The sequence below is a fragment of the Arthrobacter sp. R-11 genome, assembly GCF_049913155.1.
Taxonomy (GTDB): domain Bacteria; phylum Actinomycetota; class Actinomycetes; order Actinomycetales; family Micrococcaceae; genus Arthrobacter.
The window spans coordinates 4266685-4285087 of record NZ_CP183979.1; the positions used below are offsets into that span (position 1 = coordinate 4266685).

General features: G+C 66.1%; 18 protein-coding genes. 10 read left to right on the top strand and 8 right to left on the bottom strand.

The features are described from left to right. The first annotated feature begins 166 nt into the window (after positions 1-166). The 8 genes from ACN9M4_RS19470 to ACN9M4_RS19505 all read left to right on the top strand — a co-directional run bounded on the left by ACN9M4_RS19470 (position 167) and on the right by ACN9M4_RS19505 (position 9193). Positions 167-1510, top strand: coding sequence for an MFS transporter (locus ACN9M4_RS19470; RefSeq protein WP_426300848.1), 1344 nt, complete (start codon positions 167-169; stop codon positions 1508-1510). 284 nt (positions 1511-1794) lie between these two features. Next, positions 1795-3180 (top strand): MFS transporter, encoded by a 1386-nt coding sequence (locus tag ACN9M4_RS19475; RefSeq protein WP_426300850.1) that lies wholly within the window; start codon positions 1795-1797, stop codon positions 3178-3180. Between the two features lie 12 nt (positions 3181-3192). Then, positions 3193-4734 (top strand): amidase, encoded by a 1542-nt coding sequence (locus ACN9M4_RS19480; protein ID WP_426300852.1) that lies wholly within the window; start codon positions 3193-3195, stop codon positions 4732-4734. 56 nt (positions 4735-4790) lie between these two features. Beyond that, a complete protein-coding gene (locus ACN9M4_RS19485; protein WP_426300854.1) occupies positions 4791-5477 on the top strand; it encodes a GntR family transcriptional regulator in 687 nt (228 codons plus the stop codon). Then, positions 5474-6298 (top strand): aspartate/glutamate racemase family protein, encoded by an 825-nt coding sequence (locus tag ACN9M4_RS19490; RefSeq protein ID WP_426300856.1) that lies wholly within the window; start codon positions 5474-5476, stop codon positions 6296-6298. The genes ACN9M4_RS19485 and ACN9M4_RS19490 overlap by 4 nt, the downstream gene beginning before the upstream one ends. A 10-nt stretch (positions 6299-6308) precedes the next feature. Further along, on the top strand, positions 6309-7745 hold the full coding sequence (locus tag ACN9M4_RS19495; RefSeq protein ID WP_426300858.1) for an amidohydrolase family protein: 1437 nt from the start codon (positions 6309-6311) through the stop codon (positions 7743-7745). Positions 7746-7755: 10 nt separating this feature from the next. Next, positions 7756-8484: a maleate cis-trans isomerase family protein gene (locus ACN9M4_RS19500; protein WP_426300860.1), complete on the top strand. Its 729-nt coding sequence runs from the start codon at positions 7756-7758 to the stop codon at positions 8482-8484. Between the two features lie 244 nt (positions 8485-8728). Next, positions 8729-9193: an Lrp/AsnC family transcriptional regulator gene (locus ACN9M4_RS19505; RefSeq protein WP_426300862.1), complete on the top strand. Its 465-nt coding sequence runs from the start codon at positions 8729-8731 to the stop codon at positions 9191-9193. Here ACN9M4_RS19505 and ACN9M4_RS19510 read toward each other — a convergent pair. Both ACN9M4_RS19510 and ACN9M4_RS19515 read right to left on the bottom strand, forming a co-directional pair. Then, the gene (locus ACN9M4_RS19510; protein WP_426300864.1) at positions 9174-10571 is read right to left on the bottom strand and encodes an aldehyde dehydrogenase family protein; all 1398 of its coding nucleotides are present in this window, start codon (positions 10569-10571) and stop codon (positions 9174-9176) included. The two genes, ACN9M4_RS19505 and ACN9M4_RS19510, sit on opposite strands and share 20 nt — an antisense overlap. After that, on the bottom strand, positions 10564-11616 hold the full coding sequence (locus ACN9M4_RS19515; RefSeq protein ID WP_426300866.1) for a homoserine dehydrogenase: 1053 nt from the start codon (positions 11614-11616) through the stop codon (positions 10564-10566). The genes ACN9M4_RS19510 and ACN9M4_RS19515 overlap by 8 nt, the downstream gene beginning before the upstream one ends. A gap of 257 nt (positions 11617-11873) precedes the next feature. On the opposite strand from ACN9M4_RS19515, the gene ACN9M4_RS19520 reads away from it, so the two are divergent. Then, positions 11874-13307, top strand: a complete 1434-nt coding sequence (locus tag ACN9M4_RS19520) for an amino acid permease (protein WP_426300868.1) — start codon at positions 11874-11876, stop codon at positions 13305-13307. A 120-nt stretch (positions 13308-13427) separates the two neighbouring features. Further along, positions 13428-14186 carry an IclR family transcriptional regulator gene (locus tag ACN9M4_RS19525; RefSeq protein WP_426300870.1) on the top strand — a complete coding sequence of 253 codons (759 nt, stop codon included), beginning with the start codon at positions 13428-13430 and terminating at the stop codon, positions 14184-14186. 10 nt (positions 14187-14196) lie between these two features. Here the strand turns inward: ACN9M4_RS19525 and ACN9M4_RS19530 are convergent, their stop codons facing one another. The 6 genes from ACN9M4_RS19530 to ACN9M4_RS19555 form a co-directional block, all read right to left on the bottom strand. Then, on the bottom strand, positions 14197-14955 hold the full coding sequence (locus ACN9M4_RS19530) for an IclR family transcriptional regulator (RefSeq protein WP_426300872.1): 759 nt from the start codon (positions 14953-14955) through the stop codon (positions 14197-14199). 41 nt (positions 14956-14996) lie between these two features. Beyond that, positions 14997-15737, bottom strand: a complete 741-nt coding sequence (locus ACN9M4_RS19535) for a cyclase family protein (protein WP_426300874.1) — start codon at positions 15735-15737, stop codon at positions 14997-14999. An 8-nt stretch (positions 15738-15745) separates the two neighbouring features. Beyond that, complete coding sequence (locus tag ACN9M4_RS19540) at positions 15746-16192, bottom strand: hypothetical protein (protein ID WP_426300876.1); 447 nt, start codon at positions 16190-16192, stop codon at positions 15746-15748. A gap of 123 nt (positions 16193-16315) precedes the next feature. Beyond that, the gene (locus ACN9M4_RS19545; RefSeq protein ID WP_426300878.1) at positions 16316-17200 is read right to left on the bottom strand and encodes a diacylglycerol/lipid kinase family protein; all 885 of its coding nucleotides are present in this window, start codon (positions 17198-17200) and stop codon (positions 16316-16318) included. 1 nt (position 17201) lies between these two features. Beyond that, complete coding sequence (locus tag ACN9M4_RS19550; protein ID WP_426300880.1) at positions 17202-17648, bottom strand: hypothetical protein; 447 nt, start codon at positions 17646-17648, stop codon at positions 17202-17204. A 25-nt stretch (positions 17649-17673) separates the two neighbouring features. After that, a complete protein-coding gene (locus tag ACN9M4_RS19555; protein ID WP_426300883.1) occupies positions 17674-18375 on the bottom strand; it encodes a hypothetical protein in 702 nt (233 codons plus the stop codon). Positions 18376-18403 lie beyond the last annotated feature (28 nt).

An 18403-nucleotide genomic window follows, 5' to 3' on the forward strand; every position in this document is an offset into this window, starting at 1 on the left:
TTTTGTTTTGGGATCCCAAATCGGGATCCCAAATCTTGTTACGGATCCCACCGGCAGAACGAGCAGCTTGCCGCCGAACCTCCGGCAATCGAACCGCCCGCCGAACCGCGAACGCGAATCCCCCAAGAACTCCTCCGCATTCAGTCCCCCCAAACTAAGGAGAAGCGTGTCTCTCCATAATTCCCAAACCACCACGGAAGCCGAGCGTCCGCAGGCGGGCAGTGTTGCCGGCAAGCGCCGCACCAGCGTCCGGTGGAAACTCTTCCTCCTGCTCCTGGTCCTCGTGGCCGTCAACTACATCGACCGCGGCTCCATCTCCGTGGCACTGCCCATCATCCAGAAGGAGTTCAACCTCGGCCCGGAGATGGTCGGTCTTCTGCTCTCAGCCTTCTTCTGGACCTACGCCCTCATGCAGGTCCCCGTCGGCTGGCTGATCGACCGCTTCGGTCCCCGCAAGGTGGTCACGGCCTCCTGCGTCGGCTGGGGCGCAGCCACCGCGGCTTCCGGCATGGCCGGCGGCTTCCTGAGCATGTTCATCGCCCGCATGGCCATCGGCGTCACCGAAGCCGGTGTCATGCCGGCCGGCGGCAAGCTTAACGCCCTCTGGATGCACTCCAAGGAGCGCGGCCGCGGCGCCACCATCCTCGACGCCGGCGCACCGCTGGGCGCGGGCGTGGGCGGCATCCTCATCACCTGGCTGATCTCCGCCGCCGGCGGCTGGCGCATGGCCTTCATCATCGCAGGCATCCTGACCGTGGTGCTGGGCCTGGCCATCTGGTGGTACGTCCGCGACAACCCCCGCGACCACAAGGCCGTCAACGACGCCGAAGCCGAGTACATCGAGGCCTCGCACCGCGCCGAGGACGAGGCTGCCCAGTCCCAGGGCGCGACCACCACCCGCCGCGGCCTGCTCCCCTACATGAAGTTCCGTTCCTTCTGGGCCATGTGCTTCGGCTGGCTCGGCTTCAACGGCGTGTTCTACGGCCTGCTCACCTGGGGTCCGCTGTACCTGTCGCAGGCCAAGCACTTCGACCTGAAGACCATCGGCTGGTCCACCTTCGTGATCTTCGGCGCCGGCTTCATCGGCGAAATCCTCGGCGGCACCATCGCCGACAAGTGGCGCGAATCCGGCGCTTCCGCCAACAAGGTCATGCGCACCCTGCTGGGCATCTCCAGCGTGGTTGTGGTGGGCGGCCTGGTGGGCGTCACCGTGGTCCCGGACCCGATCACCGCCGTCATCCTGCTGTCCGTGGTGCTGTTCTTCCTCCGCTGGGTCGGTCTCTTCTGGGCCGTTCCGGCAACGCTCGGCGGCCGCAGCAACGCCGGCATCCTGGGTGGAGCCATGAACCTCAGCGGCAACATCGCCGGCATGGTCACCCCGATCGCGGTCGGCTTCATCGTGGGCGCCACCGGCGGCTACACCTGGGCCCTGCTCTACTTCGTGGCCTCTGCCGTGATCATGGGCATCTCGGTCCTGACGCTCGACTACAGCAAGCGCCTCCCGGTCTAAGGCCGGGAGACAGGACAGCCAGTATCGAAACCCGGGCAATCCCCGGAAATCCACACTGCAACACAGTTTGGGATCCCAAAACCATTGACAGCGAAGTCGCCAGAACTTACCGTCATGTTTGGGATCCCAAACAGGCACACTCGAGGACGAACTCCTCACCGCGAACGCCTCCGGACCGTTCACCCGGAAGCACATGTAAGGGCACCGAGAGCCACCGCCTCGCCCGCCGCCTATTGCAAGTAACCGCTCATCCGATGAGCCAGTCGCAACGCCCAGGAGGGCCAGTGTCGATCAATTCCCAGACCCACAGTTCCGTCCCCGGATCCACGAAGAAGGACTCCACGAAGAAGGGCGGCGGGAACTCAATGAAGAGGGTCGTCGCGGCAAGCTTCGTAGGGACCACCCTCGAGTACTACGACTTCTTCGCCTACAGCACGGCAGCATCCATCGTCTTCCCCGCCTTGTTCTTCCCCGGCTCGGATCCGGCCACCGGCCTCCTCCTGGCCCTGGCCACCTACGCCGTGGGCTACGTGGTCCGCCCGCTCGGCGCCGCGATCTTCGGCCACTTCGGCGACAGGATCGGCCGCAAGAACGTCCTTGTCACCACCCTGCTCCTGATGGGCCTGGCGAGCGCCGCCGTCGGCCTCCTGCCCACCTACCAGAACGTCGGCATCTGGGCTCCCATCCTGCTGGTCTCCCTGCGCTTCCTGCAGGGCGTGGGCATCGGCGGCGAATGGGGCGGTGCCGCCCTCATGGTCACCGAGTCGGACAAGAGCGGCCGCCGCGGCCTCTTCGGCAGCCTCGTCCAGAGCGCGGCCCCCACCGGCCTGCTGCTCGCCACCGGCATCTTCACCCTGATGACCACGGCCCTTCCCAAGGACGCCTTCATGGCGTGGGGCTGGCGCATCCCGTTCCTGATCAGCTTCCTCCTGGTGGCAATCGGCCTCTACATCCGCATGAAGCTCGCCGAATCCCCCGTCTTCGAGGAAGCCGAAAAGAAGGCCGAAGCGAAGAAGCAGGAAGAGGTCAAGGCCCCGCTCGTCTACGTCTTCAAGCACCATCTGAAGGCCCTGGCCCTGGCCGTCGGCGCCCGCATCGGCAGCGACATCGCGTTCTACATCTTCGCCCTGTTCGTCCTGGTCTACGGCACCGAACACCTCGGCCTCCCCAAGAGCCTGGCGCTGGCCGCTTCCACGATTTCCGCCGTCGCGCAGATGATCGCCATCCCCCTGTTCGGTGCGCTCTCGGACAAGGTGGGCCGCCGCCCGGTCATGATCGGTGGCGCCATCGGCGGCATCATCTACAGCTTCGTGTTCATCGCGATGCTCAACTCCAAGGAACCGTTCCTGGTGCTGATCGCACCGGCCATCGGCCTGGTGATCGTGGCCGCGATGTACGCCCCCGTGGCGTCCTTCATTCCCGAGCTGTTCCCCACCAAGGTCCGCTACACCGGCTCGGCCGTGGGCTTCCAGCTGGCAGGCGTCTTCGGCGGCGGTTTCGCCCCGCTGATCGCCATCCAGCTGATCGCCCTCACCACCTCCGGTTTCTCCGTGGCCGGCTATCTGTCCGCGACCCTGCTGCTCATGGTCTACTGCGTCTTCGTTGCCAAGGAGACCTCCAAGATCGCCATGGCCGATGCCGGCACCAAAGCCCCTGCGGCCAGCCGTTAGAAAGTCCCCACAATGAACAACACCGTCCTGCCTTCCGCGGAGGCCCCGGTTCCTGCTGTGGACAGCAGCCTGCTGACCGGCCTCTCGATGGTCCAATGGGCCGCCGCGCTGCGGGAGCTCCGGCTGACCGCCGTGGAGTGCCTGGAGCTGCACCAGGCACGGATCGCCGAGGCCAATCCCGGCCTGAACGCCGTCGTCACCCCCAATCCACGGGCACGTGAGGAAGCCGAGGCCGCCGACGCCGCCGCAGCGGAGGGCCGATTCCTCGGGCCCCTGCACGGGGTCCCCTTCACCGTGAAGGACACCCTGGCGGTCAAGGGGTTGCGCTCGACGGCGGGAAGTCCCCTTCTGCGCGACTACATCCCGGCGGAATCGGCGACGGCGGTCCGCCGCCTGCAGGAGGCAGGTGCGGTGTTGCTCGGCAAGACCAACTGCTCGGAATTCGCGGTGGAGACCCACAGCCGCAACCCGCTCTTCGGCGAAACCTGGAACCCCTGGGACACCACGCTGACGTCGGGCGGTTCCACCGGAGGCGACAGCGCCGCCGTCGCCTCCGGGATGAGTGCCTTCGGCCTGGGCACGGACTTCGGCGGTTCCATCCGCTGGCCAGCGCACTGCACGGGCATCACCAGCCTGCGCCCCACCGTCGGCCTCATTCCGGAAACGGGCCTGCTGCCCTACGTTCCGCCTGCGGACGGCAGCCTGCCCGCTCCGAACTCGATGTCCGCGCTGCACCGCCTGGGCAGCGTGGCGTGGCTGGCCCGCAGCGCCGAGGACCTGGGCGTGCTGCTCGGGATCCTTGCCGGGCCTGACGGCGTGGACCCCTCCACCGTGCCGGTCCCGCTCGGCGCGGCGCTCGAGAGCCTGGACGGCTTCACCGCGGCCTGGTTCGAGGACGAAGGCACCCACCCCGTGCGGGCGGACCTGGTGTCCGTACTGCGCTCGGCAGCGGAGGCCCTCGCGGCTCTTGGCGTTCCGGTGACGCACGGACGTCCGCCGGGACTGGAGCGGGCCGCGGCCGCCTTCGTGGCGCTGCGCACCGCCGAGGGCATGCCCGAGGTGGCGGAGCTTGCCGCCGGCCGCGAGGACGAGCTCGGCGCCCACCTCCATGGCCTGCTGGGAGAACCCGCCTCCGTGGTGGTATACCGCAAGGCCGCGGCGGAGCGGGATGCCATCCGCGCCGAGGTGCTGGCCTCCATGGAGGAGCACAACATCCTGCTGCTCCCCGTGGCCAGCGTTCCGGCGTCGGATCCCCGGGAACAGAGCTTCACCGTGGAAGGCAAGGACATTCCGTGGACCGAGCTGGGTTCCTGCTGCCGGGCCATCAGCATCCTGGGCTTCCCCGTGGCCGTGGTGCCATGCGGACTGTCCGAAGAAGGCCTGCCCGTGGGGATCCAGGTGGTGGGCCGGCCCTACCGCGACCGTGAAGTGCTCGCCGTGGCCGTCGCCCTCGAAAAGGCGTTCGGCCGCTTCAGCCCTCCGTCATTCGCCGGTCCGTCAACCAGCGGTCCGTCATCCACCAGCAGGTCATCCACCAGCACAGTGCGGGACTGAACCGCGATGCACACCACTGAGGACGTAAAGTCGCTAAAAACCCCACGAATGGAGCAATGATGCTGGCAGCAGAAGAAACCCCCGCCTCCGACCGCCCCCTCCGCGAGGCCGTGCGGGACACCCTCCGCACCCGGATCTTCGAAGGCCACTACGCCCCCGGCACCCGCCTCGTGGAACGTGACCTGGCCGCCGAGTTCAACGTGTCGCGCCTGCCCATCCGGGAAGCCCTGCGCATGCTGCGCCAGGAGGGCCTCATCCGGGACCGTGCCTCCCGTGGCTCCGAGGTGGCAGGGCTGAGCGCCAAGGACGTGGAAGACCTGTTCGACGTCCGCGAATCCCTCGAAGTGCTCGCCTGCCGGCTGGCAGCAAGCCGGGCCACCGAAGATGACCTCAAGCGCCTCGCCGGGCTTCTGGACGATGCCGAACGCTTCCTCGCAAAGGGCTCCATCCTCGAAGCGCACCGGGCCAACAGCGAATTCCACGACGCCATCACCGCCATCGCCAACAACAACTTCCTCCGCTCGGCGCTGGAGCCCCTCCAGGGCCGCATGCACTGGCTCTTCCGCCACGTCAGCGACCTGCCCGAACTGATCCAGGAACACCGTGACCTCTACGCCGCCATCGCCAGCGGTGACCCGGAGCGCGCGGCCGCCCAGTCGGCGTCGCACATCGGCAAGTACCGCGAACAGTTCCCCGAAGACTCCCCCGCAAGCGAACTCACCCTGCAACGGAAACGAACATGAAACTACTGGTCATCAACCCCAACATCAGCGAAGACGTCACCGCACTGATCCAGGCCGAAGCCCTGCGCTCCGCCGGCCAGGACACCGAGCTGATCGTGCGCACTGCCCCGCACGGCGTCGAGTACATCGAAACCCGCTTTGAATCGCTCATCGCCGCCGGCGCCGTCGCCGAACTGATCGCAGAGTACGCCGGGGGCAGTGCAGCCACCGACGGCAGCCGCGTGGACGGCGTCGTGGTGGCGGCCTTCGGCGATCCGGGCATGCCGGCGCTGAAGGAGCTCGTGGATGTTCCGGTCATCGGCATCACCGAAGCCGCGCTCTGCGCCGCGGCGCTGCAGGGCCAGCGTTTCTCGATCATCGCCATCTCGGACCGCATCACCGCCTGGTACCGGGACTGCGTGGAGCACTTCGGACTCGGCGGCCGCCTCGCCTCCATCCGCTCCATCAAGCAGAGCCTGCACGGCATCGGTTCCGTGCAGCACGACTTCAAGGACACCCTCCTGGCACTGAGCCGGCAGGCCGTCGAAGAGGACGGAGCCGACGTCGTAATCCTGGCAGGTGCGCCGCTCGCCGGACTTGCCCGCGACCTTGAGGGACAGATCCCCGTCCCCGTGGTGGACGGCATTTCCGCCGGCATCCGGATGACCGAGGCCGTGGTGGAACTGCAGTCCGGCTTCCACCGGCAGGGCGCGTTCGCGCCGCCGCCGGTCAAGAAGCGGGCCGGCCTGTCCGAAAACCTCGACGCCGCCCTCGCCACCGCCCAAGCCAATGTAGCCGCCCAGTCCAATGCCGCCGCTGCCGCACCCGTTTCACAGAAGTAGGAGGACACCGATGTCCCTCATCCCAGAACTCGTCATCGCCAACGGCACCGTGGTGAACTCCCGCTTGTCCGGTGGACCGGCACGCCAGGCCGCGCACATCGTGGTGCAGGACGGCCGCATTGCAGAGCTGATCGACGCCTCCCAGCCCGTCCCGGCAGCTGCCCGCACCATCGACGCCCAGGGCAAGCTCGTCATCCCCGGCGGCATCGACGGCCACTGCCACGTGGCCCAGGTGACCGGCCGTTTCCGCACCCTGGACGACTTCGCCGTCACCTCCACCGCGGCCCTCTGGGGAGGCACCACCACCATCATCGACTTCGGCATCCCGCGGGACGCCCAGGAAACCCCGCTGGATGCCGTGCTCAACAAAAAGCGCCTGGCCGCCGAATCCCGCTGCGACGTGGCCCTCCACGGCTCCGTGATCAGCTGGGACGAAACAGTGCCGTGGCAGCTGGAACAGCTCGCCGCCGAGGGCGTGCGCTCCGTGAAGATGTACACCACCAACCGCGGCTCCACCATGGCCGACGGGGACACCATCGTGAAAGTCATGCGCGAGATGGTCCGCCTGGACGGACTCACCTACATCCACGCCGAACACGACGCCATCATCGCCGACTGCACCGAGCAGCACGCAGCGGACGGGCTGATCGGGATCGAGCACCTGCACCGGACCCGCCCGGAGCTGGCCGAGGAAGTCTCCGTCAAGGAAACCCTGGCCCTGGCCAAGTACACCGGCGCGCCCGTGTACTTCGTGCACCAGTCCACCGCCGGAGCCGTGGACCTGGTGACCGAAGCCCGCGCCGAAGGCCAGGAAGCCTACTCGGAAACCTGCCCGCACTACCTGACCCTGGACGATACCGTGTACGGCAGTACTTTCCCCGAGTGGTACGCCTGCTGCCCGCCCATGCGATCCCCGGAAACCGTGGCCGCCCTCAAGGAACGCCTCGCCGCCGGCGCCATCCACACCGTTTCCTCGGACCACTCCTGCTACGACCTCTCGCAGAAGCGCGAGCGCACGGACGACATCCGCTTCATGCCGCACGGCCTGCCCGGTGTCGAAACCCGCATGCCAGTGACCTTCACCGCCTTGGTCACCGAGTCCGGCGGTTCCGTGGAGGACTTCGTTGAAGTCTTCTCCGCGGGCCCCGCCCGGATCAACGCCGTGCCCCGCAAGGGCAGCATCGCCGAAGGCTTCGACGCCGACCTCGTGATCTTCGATCCCGCCGAGGAACGCAAGGTCGACGGCGGCGCGCTGCACATGGGAACCGACTTCTCGCCGTTCGAGGGGAAGGCGCTGAACGGCTGGCCCGCCGTCGTCGTCTCCGCCGGACGCGTGGTGCTGGACGAGGAGGGCTTCCACGATCCCGGCCCCGTGGGCCGCTTCGTGGCCCGCAACGGCTTCACCGAGCACCGCGACGCCGTGGCCGCTTCCCCCGCTACTGTCTAGGAGATTCCCCTTGCCTTCCGAAAACCGCCCCGTCCGCATCGGCATGATCGTGCCGTCCTCCAACACCTGCCTGGAGCCGCAAAGCTACCGGATCCTCGGCGAGCGCACGGACGTCACCCTGCATTTCACCCGGATCAACGTCACCCGGATAGCCTTGGACGACTCCTCGGACAAGCAGTTCGACGCCCCCGGGATGCGCGCGGCCGCGGAGCTGCTCGCCACTGCGGACGTGGACGTCATCGCCTGGAACGGCACCTCGGGGTCCTGGCTGGGTGCCGCCCACGACGAGGAACTCGTCCAGGAAATCACCGACGCCACCGGCATCCCCGCCACCACCTCCACGCTGGCATACCTGGCCGCGTTCTCCGCGTTCGGCACCGAACGGATCGGTATGCTCACCCCGTACACGGCCGACGTGAACGAGGCCGTGGTTGCGTCCTACGCCAAGCACGGTATCAAGACCGTGGACCACCGGCACCTGGACTTGAGCGACAACGAATCCTTCGCCCGGGTCACCGACGAGGAGATGCTGCCGGGTTCCCTGGAGCTGGCCGCACTGAAGCCGGATGCCCTGATCTACCTCTGCACCAACCTGTACGGTGCCAACATCACGGCGGAGGTGGAGTCCCGCACGGATGTACCCGTGCTGGACTCCGTGGCCGTGACCCTGTGGCACTCCCTGAAGCTTGCCGGCGCCCCCTTGCTCGCCCCAAGGTGGGGCCGGTTGCTGGCCGACTGACTCCGTGTCAGCCTGCCGGCACCCGGCCTGAACCTGCCGCGCCCCGCACTATGCAGAGTGCGGGGCGCGGCATCCGGGAAGAACGACGGCGGCCCGCCCCTCTTGCCCCGTGTGGGGTTGAGGGGCGGGCTGCTTCTTTGCCAGCCTTGCCCGGCCTACAACTATCATCGGACTTTGGGTTCTCATTCCGGGCTCCCCGCATCGCCATAGCCGGGCGGCAATGATTCAACGCTGAAGGATACACATGGACCGGGCAAGCCTTGACCAGATTGACCAGCGGATACTGGAAGAGCTCACCAGGAACGCCCGAATCAGCCACGCCGAACTGGCCGCCAAAGTCCTCCTCTCCCGCAACGCCGTGAGGCAACGGATCGACCGGATGGAGCGGCACGGCCAGATCCAGGGCTACACCGTGGTTTCCGGTTCGCCCGGACAAGCGCCTGTTACCGCATATCTGATGATCTACCGTAAGGACCGGGTACGCGGCTCTGATGTAGTCGCCGCACTCCAAGCCATTCCGGAGGTTGTTCTTTGCGACGTCGTCAGCGGTGATTTTGACCTGATTGTCCGCTTGGAGTCCCGCTCGCTGGAACGGATCCAGGAGATCTGGGAAAGGATCGCGGCCCTTCCCGGCGTCAAGGACACCGTGACAGCGATGTCGCTCTCCAGCTATGTAAGCCGCGGCGCGGTCACCCTTCACCGCGCTTGATGCAGATGACCTTGGGCTGGGTCATCTCCTCGTAGGCGAACCGGACGCCTTCCCTTCCCATGCTCCCGTATTTCGACCCGCCGAACGGCATGCCGTCAAAGCGGTAGTCGGAGGAATCATTGATCATCACACCGCCGGCGTCGAGCTTGTCCGCCGCATCGAGGGCTGCATTCAGGGATTCGGTGAAGATCCCGGCATGGAGGCTGAACCCAATCCCGTTGGCCATCGCGAAGGCTTCCTCCACCGCATCGAATGCCTGCAGCATCACCACCGGGCCAAAGACCTCCTCCTGCCACAGCCTGGAACCGGTAGGTACGTTTTCCAGGACGGTGGGGTGGAGCACGTTGCCTTGGCGGAAATTGCCCGTCAGGCAATGGGCCCCGGCAGCGATCGCCTCATCCAGCTTTTCCTTGACCTCCGCCAAGGCGCGCGAGGTGATCATGGGGCCAATATCGGTGCCTTCCTCCATGGGGTCGCCGGCAACCAGGAGCGAAGTCCGCTGGAGGAAGCGACGGCGGAATTCGGGATAGAGCGGCCGCGCCACCAGGATGCGCTGGACTCCAACGCAGTTCTGGCCCGCCGCCCAGAAAGCACCGGACACGCAGGCGTCCACGGCGGCCTCAAGATTTGCATCGTCCAGGACCAGCACCGGAGCATTGCCACCCAGGTCCATGGACAGTCGCTTGAGCCCGGCCGAGCGGGCGATGCTTTCACCGGTGGAGAATCCACCGGTGAAAGACACCATCCGGACGTCCCGGCTCCGGATGATTTCCTCTGCGAGCTCCCGGCCTCCATGCACCACCGTGAGCACGCCCCGCGGCAGTCCGGCGTCTTCAAGGGCGCCCGCCAGCAGCTGGGCGGACAAAGGTGTCAGCGCGGACGGTTTGAGAATGACGGCGTTGCCGCCGGCAATGGCCGGGCCCAGCTTATGTGCCACCAGGTTCAGGGGGTCGTTGAAGGGCGTAATGGCCGCGATAATGCCCAGCGGTTCGCGGGAGAACCATCCCTGGCGGTCCCCGGAGCCTTCAAACGAGTCAAAGGGGATGACTTCACCTGCATTCCTCCGGGCCTCGGCAGCGGAAAGCCGCAGGGTGTTGACCGCTCGAAGCACTTCCTTGCGGGCCTGGCGGATCGTCTTTCCGGCCTCTGCTGTGATGGTCCGCGCGAATTCCTCACGCCGCTCCTCAAGTGCCGCGGCCGCGGATTCCAAAATCCGGCCACGGTCGTGGCGGGACAGCCTGCGGGCCTCGGCCGCGCCTTCCCGGGCTGCAGCAAGAATCCCGCCAACTTCGGAGGGAGCAGTAACCGGAACAACGCCGAGCAGGCGGCCATCAAAGGGACTGGTGACTTCGCAGGCGGCTTGCAGTGTTTCAAGCATGTGCGGCCACTCCTGCCTTGGCAGCGTGGATGGCGATGATATCCGAAAGCAAGGCGTAGGCGGTTTCCACCCTTCCGGCCCCGGGGCCGGAGACCGTCACAGGGCCCAGCAGGTCCGTGGTGAACGAGACGGCGTTGGTAGCGCCGGAGACGCCAGCCAGTCCGTGGCCAAGCGGCAAGGCAACGGGTTCGACACCTGCGCTCACGGTGCCGTCAGGGTTCCGCTTGGCCGAGCCCACCAATTTCCAGCGCCTGCCTGCAAGCGCCGCATTCTTGACTTCCTTCGCGGACAGTTCCGAGATTCCCCGCCGCGTGACGTCGCTGAGGGAGATGCCTGCGCCAAGGAGCTCATTCGCGAGGATCAGGACCTTGAGCTGAACATCGAAGCCTTCGATATCGGCCGCCGGGTTCGCTTCCGCGTAACCCAACTCCTGGGCCTCCGCAATGGCCTTGCCCAACTCCATCCCGGTTTCCATCCGACCCAGCACGTAGTTGCTGGTTCCATTGAGGATGCCCTCGAACCCGGCCAGCCTGAGGCCGGCGAACATCTTCCGCGCCAGGCGGATGACAGGCGTGCCACTCATCACCGCGCCTTCGAATTCGAAACGGACGCCGTTGCGTTCGGCCAGTGCGGTAAGTTCCGGGCCACGCAGTGCCACCGGCCCCTTGTTCGTTGTGCAGACGCTCTTGCCCGATTCCAACGCCCAACGTACGTGGGAGACGGCTGGTTCCCCGTCTTCCGGGTTGGTGAACGTAGCCTCACAGACAATGTCCGCGCTGCAGGTGCGGATGACATGTTCGTTGTCCGGCGTGACTGATCCGCCATGGTCCGCGAAGGTATCGCTGCCGCCTCCCAGCCGCAGGGCCATCGAAAGGTCGATGCCGCCGTCCTTGACCAGGGAACCGAGCCGCAGGTCCGTGATCGCGACGACCCGCAAGCCAAAGCCCAGTTCGCTCTTCAGGGAGTCTCCACGGTCGTGGATCAGCTGGGCGAGGGTTCGGTTGACGCCTCCGAACCCGATCAACGCGATGTCATACGTGGTCATGGTTTTCCTTCGTGTCGAGATGGTCTGTGCTCCCATCGTGGGGCCGGCGGCTGTCCGTTGGACCATGTCCGACAGCCCGAATGCCTGGTCTGAATGACCAAGCTGCAGGCAAAAAGACATAGTGACCATCCGCGAGCGATGTGCAACATAAGCAAGTTCACATGTTTTTGATGACTAACAGGCATACGCCGTGTTACTTTCGTCACGATTGGCGCGCTATTCACACCCCGGCACCAACCCCGACACTGGAGGCACCCTTGCAACCTTTAACTCCACTCAAGCCAGCCGTCCGGCAGGACGGACCACCCGCAGCAGAGTCCGGCCTGCGCCGCTCCATGGGGCCCAGGCACCTGATCATGATCGCCATGGGCGGAGTCATTGGGTCCGGATTGTTCCTCAGCTCGGGCTATACGATCTCGCAGGCCGGACCGCTGGGCGCGGTCATCGCGTACCTGGTGGGAGCATTCGTGGTGTACCTCGTGATGGCCTGCCTGGGCGAACTTGCCATCGCCTACCCGGTATCCGGCGCCTTCCATATCTACGCGTCACGGTCCATCGGCCCGGCCACCGGCTTCACTACAGCGTGGCTTTACTGGCTGTGCTGGGCGGTGGCCATTGGCTCGGAGTTCACGGCGTCCGGATTGCTGATGCAACGGTGGTTCCCGGATGTGGAGGTGTGGGTGTGGTGCCTGGTTTTCGCCGCCTTGCTCTTTGGCCTGAACGCCGTCTCCTCGAAGTTTTTCGGGGAGTCCGAGTTTTGGTTTGCCATCGTGAAGGTCGCCGCCATCATCGGCCTCATTGTCCTTGGCGGTGCGGCGCTGCTGGGATTCCACCCGCTGAGCCAGGGCGGCGACCACCCGCTCCTGTTCGAAAACTTCGCCACTGAAGGCGGGCTGTTCCCCAACGGTTTCACCGGTGTCCTGGTAACGGCCCTCGCAGTCTTCTACGCGTTCTCCGGCTCCGAGTTGATCGGTGTTGCCGCCGGGGAAACCAAGGATCCGGCCTACAGCATCCCGAAGGCCATGCGGAGTACGGTCATCCGGCTCCTGGTCTTCTTTGTGGGAGCCATCGCGGTCATTGCCGCAACCATTCCTTTCACCGAGGTTGGGCTTGATGAAAGCCCGTTCGTCACAGTCTTTTCATCCATCGGGGTCCCGTTTGCCGCGGACATCATGAATTTCGTCATCATCACGGCCCTGCTTTCCGCGGGCAACAGCGGCCTCTTCTCCTGCGCCCGAATGCTGTACTCCCTGGCGGACGAAGGGCACGCACCGCAAGCCTTCAAGAAACTGACGCGGCGGGGAATTCCCCTGATCGCCCTGTCCGTCAGCATGCTAGGCGGACTGGCCTCCCTGATCAGCAGCGTCGCCGCACCGGAAACGGTGTACCTGGTGCTCGTCTCGGTGGCCGGATTTGCCGTGGTCGGGGTCTGGATGTCCATTACCGCTTCGCACTTCTTCCACAGGCGGGCGTTCGTGCGGAACGGCGGGAACGTGGCCGGGCTTTCCTACAAGGCTCCCCTCTTCCCCTTGGTACCCATCCTCGCCTTCTCCCTGTGCCTAGCCTCGCTGGTGGGCATCGCCTTGGACCCCAACCAGGTGGCCGCCCTGTACTTCGGCGTTCCCTTTGTCGCAGCCTGCTACGGATTTTTCCACTTCAAGTACCGCGCAAAGACGGCGCCGGCGGCCTGAGCCGCCCCCACCAAAGCGGCGGCCGGCAGCATTTGTTGCCGGCCGCCGTCGTGCATAACTCCCGGCCCCGGCAACTGTGTGAGGATAGGCTGGTTGCCAGGGCGGGAGGAGCAGCAGCAAATGGAGACTTCCCCGGAGGCGTCAACCATGGCGCAGGGACTCAGAATCGTACGGCTCGTGACGGAACGCGAAAAGTCCGGCAGGCAGCTTTTGGGTGTTTCGCAGCTTGCCGCCGAACTGCAGCTGGACCAGAGCCGGGTTTCCCGGCTGACACAGGAACTGTGCGACATCGGGTTGCTGGAGCGCGCAGAGCGCGGACCGTTCAGGGCAGGCCCACAGTTCTTTGGGCTCGCGGCTTCCCTCAATAACGGCTGGTACCGCGAGGCCCGCACCGAACTGGAAAAGCTGGTCTCATCCTTGGGCCTTCGGGCCCGCCTTTCAGTCCGCGTTGGTTTCCGGGTGCTCCTGGTGCGCGCGTCCAGCAATGACATGGCGGCCGGAAGTTTCGCCTATCCCGGAATGATCACCCCGGTATGGTGCACCGGGGCCGGCAGGGCACTGTTATGGGACCACAACCGGAAGGGACTCGAAGCGCTCCTGCAGGATGTCAGCTTCATCGGCGTGGGAGGTCCGCAAGCAGCCCACTCAGTGCCGGAAGTCTGGGAGCTGATGGCCAGGGACCGGCTGCAGGGCTATGTGGCTGCTGCCGAGGAATTCGAGCACGGTATCCATGAGCTCGCCGTTCCAGTGCGGGATGAAAATGGCCGCATCACAGCAGCGTTGAGCGTCCTCGGGCAGCGCCAGCAATTGCGGGACAAGCCGGGCGGCGTCGCGGCGGCGCTCTTGGATGGCGCCGCGCGCCTGAGCGGCGTGCTTTGAACGGAGCCCGCTAGGCGTGTCCCAAGCGGGACTGCAGCCAGTTTCCTTTCTCCACCAAGGCGGCAGCGCACTCCTGCTGTTTAGGCTCAAGGCGTGATTTCGGGCCCACTATCTGGAGGGCCGCAACAACGTCTCCCTTGAAATCCCGGACCGGGACCGCCAGTGAGTACAAGCCGGGCTCCGCCGCTTCGTCCACCACCGAGTAGCCGCGGGAGCGGGCGGCTGCAAGACGCTCGAGGAAATCATCCACGTCAACGGGCGTGTTCGGCCCGTGACGGACGAAGTCCACCTGGGAAAACATCGTGCGCACCTCGTCGTCGGACGCTTCCCACAACAAGGCTTGCCCCGCGTCACTGCAGTACGCCGGGTAGGGGCGGCCGATCCAGGAACCGACGAGTTTGGTGCTGTCGGGGACGCTTTCGGCGATGGTCACGGTGCTGTCACCGCTCAGCACACCGAGGTAGCAGCCTTCATCGGTATCCCTGGACAGCGCGTCGAGGGCGGCCGCACCGTCAGTGGTAAGCCGACGCCGGGTGAGCACCATGGCATCGGTCATCACGGACCAATCGGGAGCGAAAGTGCGGTACGGGGTGCGCTGCAGGAATCCTTCCTGCTCGGCTGTGCGCAGGCTGCGTGAAACCTGGCTGCGGTCCTTGCCCAGATCGGCGGCAATCTCCGCGACTGTCCCGCCGGGAAGGCCCTGCGCCTGTCTGGACGCCGCCGCCAGCACGGCCATGATTCCACGGCCCATGCTGGAGGTCTTTGACATGGACTCGATCTTAGACGACCCAAACCGGCGCAGGGGCCACCTCAGGAAATGGCAAATACCCTCGCCGGGAACCCGCTGCCTCCCAAGGGCTTGGCCCATGAGGCAACGATTACCGCACCTGCTTCAGGAAGCCCACCAAGATTGGCCAGCAGTTCGATCTGCCAACGGTCCTGGGCCAACACGTAGGTTTCCAGGCTGAAGTCCTGCCGGGACGTTGCCTGGCCCGGATCGGTGTCCGTCTGTTCGTGGCCAACTGCGGCAACGGCGCGCTCCTCGATAAGGAAGGAAAGCACCTCACTGGACCACCCCGGAGTATGGCTGATGCCCTCCGGATCCCGGTTGGCCATCGCTTCAGGGTCCGGCCAGCGGCTGCTCCATCCCGTGCGCAGGGCCACGAAGGCCCCCTCGGGGATGGCACCGTTGCGTTCCTCCCAGAGCCTGACGTCCTCCATCGTGGGGGTGGCGTCCGGATTCGCGAGCACCGCGTCCGTGATGTCCAGGACCACCAGGGGAAGGATCATTTCCCGCACGGGGATATGGTCCAATGTCCTGCCGCCCCGGATGAAGTGCGATGGGGGATCCACGTGCGTTCCCCATTGCCCGATGATGGAGTACCGGTGCGCTGTGAAGCCGTCCCCGCGCTCAAGGTCGAACACGGCCTCGCGTGTTTCATCCGGGAACGCCGGGAAGTGTGGCTGGCCTGGGTGGAAGGCGTGCGTCAGGTCCGTGAATGCCCGCCCGTCAAGGCTTGCCTTCAGTGATTCCCACAATCCGGTGGCCATCGTTTCCACTACGCGGCCTCCCCTTCAAGCTCGCCGGCCCGGCGGTGGGCAGCGATGGTCACTGGCCCCGTCAACTCGATGACCGGCAGTTCCCATGGGTGGATTTCCGCCAACTGGTCCATGAACCCTTCAACAGCATCGTCGGAGAGCTGGGCGTCGAAGTAGGTGGTGAAAACAAAAGTGGGTGAGATGGTCCGCTCCCCGACCTTTCCAAGTGTTGGCGTGGCTCCCTGTGCGCAGGTAAAGCCCTCGAAACCAACAGTGGACTCAAAAACGTGCTTGTAATTTCCGAAGTCACCCAGATCCTGGAACTGCTCAACGGCCTGCAGGAGCGAAGCAACTCCCTGGTCCCCTGACAGGGCGCCCAGGTCTCCCGCCGCAGCCCGGTTGAAGGTTTCTGCGCTGATCGGCCAATGGACCCGGAGTTTACGGGCTGCCCTCATTTGGATACTCAAGGAACTCTCCTTCTGTGTGCGTGTTGCATGTCATACTCGCACAGCCAAATGGGCATTACAAGCATAACTAAGTGCTAATAATGACCATTTCATGACCCGTTGCCGGTTCGCGCGTATCCGGCACTACACCCGCACCAGCAGCGCCCCGGGGTCCACCCGGGCCGTAAACGTCGATGCCTTGCCTTCATGGTCGCCGTCGAGCTGGAAATCGTCGGGTTCGTCCAGGCCGACCTCCACGGACGTACCCCGGAAGTACTCCACGGAAGTGTCCTTGCTGCGGCCCTTGCCGATCACGCCCGCAATCACCCCGAACCAGCCCAGCTTTCCCGGTGCCACCACCATCAGGTCGAGGATGCCGTCGTCCACCGCGGCGCCGGGGAAGATTTCCACGCCGCCCTGGATCCTGCCGCAGTTGCCCACCATCACGCTGCGGACCCGGCGGCTCACCACCGGCTCGCCGGCCACGCTGATCTTCGCCTTGATCGGCCTTCCCTGCAGGTTCCGGATGGCGGCGTCCACGTAGGCAAGCCAGCCCACCTTGTCCTTGAGCTGCGAGTCGGTGCTTGCCATGACGCTGGCGTCGAAACCGAGCCCGGCCATCACCAGGAATACCTGTTCGGGGCCGCCGTCACGGGAGGAACGGACCACGTCGATCTTCCGTTCCTGCCCCAGCAGAGCAGCCTCCGCCGCCCCCTCGACGTCCGCGACGTTTACGCCGAGGTTCCGCGCCAGCAGGTTGCCCGTGCCCAACGGGACCAGCCCCATCGCAGTGCCCGTGCCGGCAAGTACTTCGGCCACGCAGCGGACGGTTCCGTCGCCGCCGGCGGCGATGACGACGTCGACCCCCGCCGCAAGTGCCTCCCGTGCCTGCCCGGCGCCTGGGTCTTCCGCCGTGGTTTCGAGCCACAGCACCTCCTCCCAGCCGTGCCTGCTGCCGAGCCGGGCGACGATGCCGCGGATGTCCCGCCCGGCAGACTTGGAGGGGTTGATGACGACGGCGGCCCGCATGCTACGGGGCCAGCTCGCCGGCCCGGGCCCAGCCCAGCGCTTCGTAGCGGGCCGCGGCTCCTGCGTCCACGGGAGCATAGACAATGTCCGCGCCCTCGACGAAGGCTTCCTCCGCCAGCCGGGCCAGCACCACGGCTTCGTGATCGGGCGCAAGCTCGTCGCCTTCCACGGCTCGCACCGGTCCCAGAACCGCGAAACCTTCGCCGAACGCCACCCGGCCACGCGCCACGGGGCGGTCGAAGCGGACCAGCTCCACGACGTCGTAGTCCTCCAGGGGCGCCTCGAGCACGCCGAATTCGGACGCCAGCGGCGGCGCGCCGTTGACCTCGCCCGGCGGAGCGGTCATGAGGATGCCGGCCGGCGGCGTTTCCTCGCCATCGTTGAGCCGCGCCCAGAGGGGCTGCCAGTCGTGTGCCTTCTTGTCGGATGCATTGTCCGGTGCGCTCATGCTTCCGACCCTACCCCTCGCGAACTTAGATGTGCTCGGCTTCGTAGCGGACCTTGAGGGCGCCGCGCTTGATCTTCAGTTCCAGCACGCGGACTCCGGCCAGTTCCTCGAGCCGGGCCACGTGCGTGCCGCCGCAGGGTTCGCTGTTGACGCCTTCGATGGTGACCACGCGGTGCCCTGCCCGGTCGGTGGCGGCGCTGACCGCCCCACCACCGGCCAGCACGGCGTCGAGGGCTTCCTGCAGTTCGGCACGGACCTGCTCGCGGAGTTCCGGCGTCGCGAGTTCCGCCTCCAGTCCCTCGGGCGAGAAGTCCAGGCGCGCCTGGCCGGGGTAGTGGCTGTGGCCGGTGCTGGTCCAGCCCCGTGCCTCGCCCAGGTGCCCCAGCACGTGGCCGGCGGTGTGCAGCGCGGCGTGGCGCTTGCGGAGTTCCGCATCGATGGCGCAGTCGACGGCGGTGCCCGGCTCCAGCGAGGCAAGCCCGCGGCCGCCGGACAGGACAACCAGGCCGTCGTCGTTGCGCGACGGAACCACCGGTGCACCGTTCAGCGTGCCTTCGTCCGAGGGCTGGCCGCCGCCCTTGGGGTGGAAGATATTGGGGCTCACGGCGGCCCACGCACCATTTTCGTCAGTTCCGGCGGCCACCACCGTGGCGGCCGTTTCGAAAAGGTAAGTGTCGCCGTAGTAGGCCTGTTCCTGCTGGATGCGCGGTGCTGCGGTGGCGGTCATTCTCCAAGCTTATGGGGTGGCGCAGGCG

Bases quoted from the DNA above. Each gene is read 5' to 3' on its own strand.
- ACN9M4_RS19480 (WP_426300852.1), top strand. From the start codon at position 3,193: ATGAACAACACCGTCCTGCCTTCCGCGGAGGCCCCGGTTCCTGCTGTG.
- ACN9M4_RS19485 (WP_426300854.1), top strand. From the start codon at position 4,791: ATGATGCTGGCAGCAGAAGAAACCCCCGCCTCCGACCGCCCCCTCCGC.
- ACN9M4_RS19490 (WP_426300856.1), top strand. From the start codon at position 5,474: ATGAAACTACTGGTCATCAACCCCAACATCAGCGAAGACGTCACCGCA.
- ACN9M4_RS19495 (WP_426300858.1), top strand. From the start codon at position 6,309: ATGTCCCTCATCCCAGAACTCGTCATCGCCAACGGCACCGTGGTGAAC.
- ACN9M4_RS19505 (WP_426300862.1), top strand. From the start codon at position 8,729: ATGGACCGGGCAAGCCTTGACCAGATTGACCAGCGGATACTGGAAGAG.
- ACN9M4_RS19510 (WP_426300864.1), bottom strand. From the start codon at position 10,571: ATGCTTGAAACACTGCAAGCCGCCTGCGAAGTCACCAGTCCCTTTGAT.
- ACN9M4_RS19515 (WP_426300866.1), bottom strand. From the start codon at position 11,616: ATGACCACGTATGACATCGCGTTGATCGGGTTCGGAGGCGTCAACCGA.
- ACN9M4_RS19525 (WP_426300870.1), top strand. From the start codon at position 13,428: ATGGAGACTTCCCCGGAGGCGTCAACCATGGCGCAGGGACTCAGAATC.
- ACN9M4_RS19530 (WP_426300872.1), bottom strand. From the start codon at position 14,955: ATGTCAAAGACCTCCAGCATGGGCCGTGGAATCATGGCCGTGCTGGCG.
- ACN9M4_RS19535 (WP_426300874.1), bottom strand. From the start codon at position 15,737: ATGGCCACCGGATTGTGGGAATCACTGAAGGCAAGCCTTGACGGGCGG.
- ACN9M4_RS19545 (WP_426300878.1), bottom strand. From the start codon at position 17,200: ATGCGGGCCGCCGTCGTCATCAACCCCTCCAAGTCTGCCGGGCGGGAC.
- ACN9M4_RS19550 (WP_426300880.1), bottom strand. From the start codon at position 17,648: ATGAGCGCACCGGACAATGCATCCGACAAGAAGGCACACGACTGGCAG.
- ACN9M4_RS19555 (WP_426300883.1), bottom strand. From the start codon at position 18,375: ATGACCGCCACCGCAGCACCGCGCATCCAGCAGGAACAGGCCTACTAC.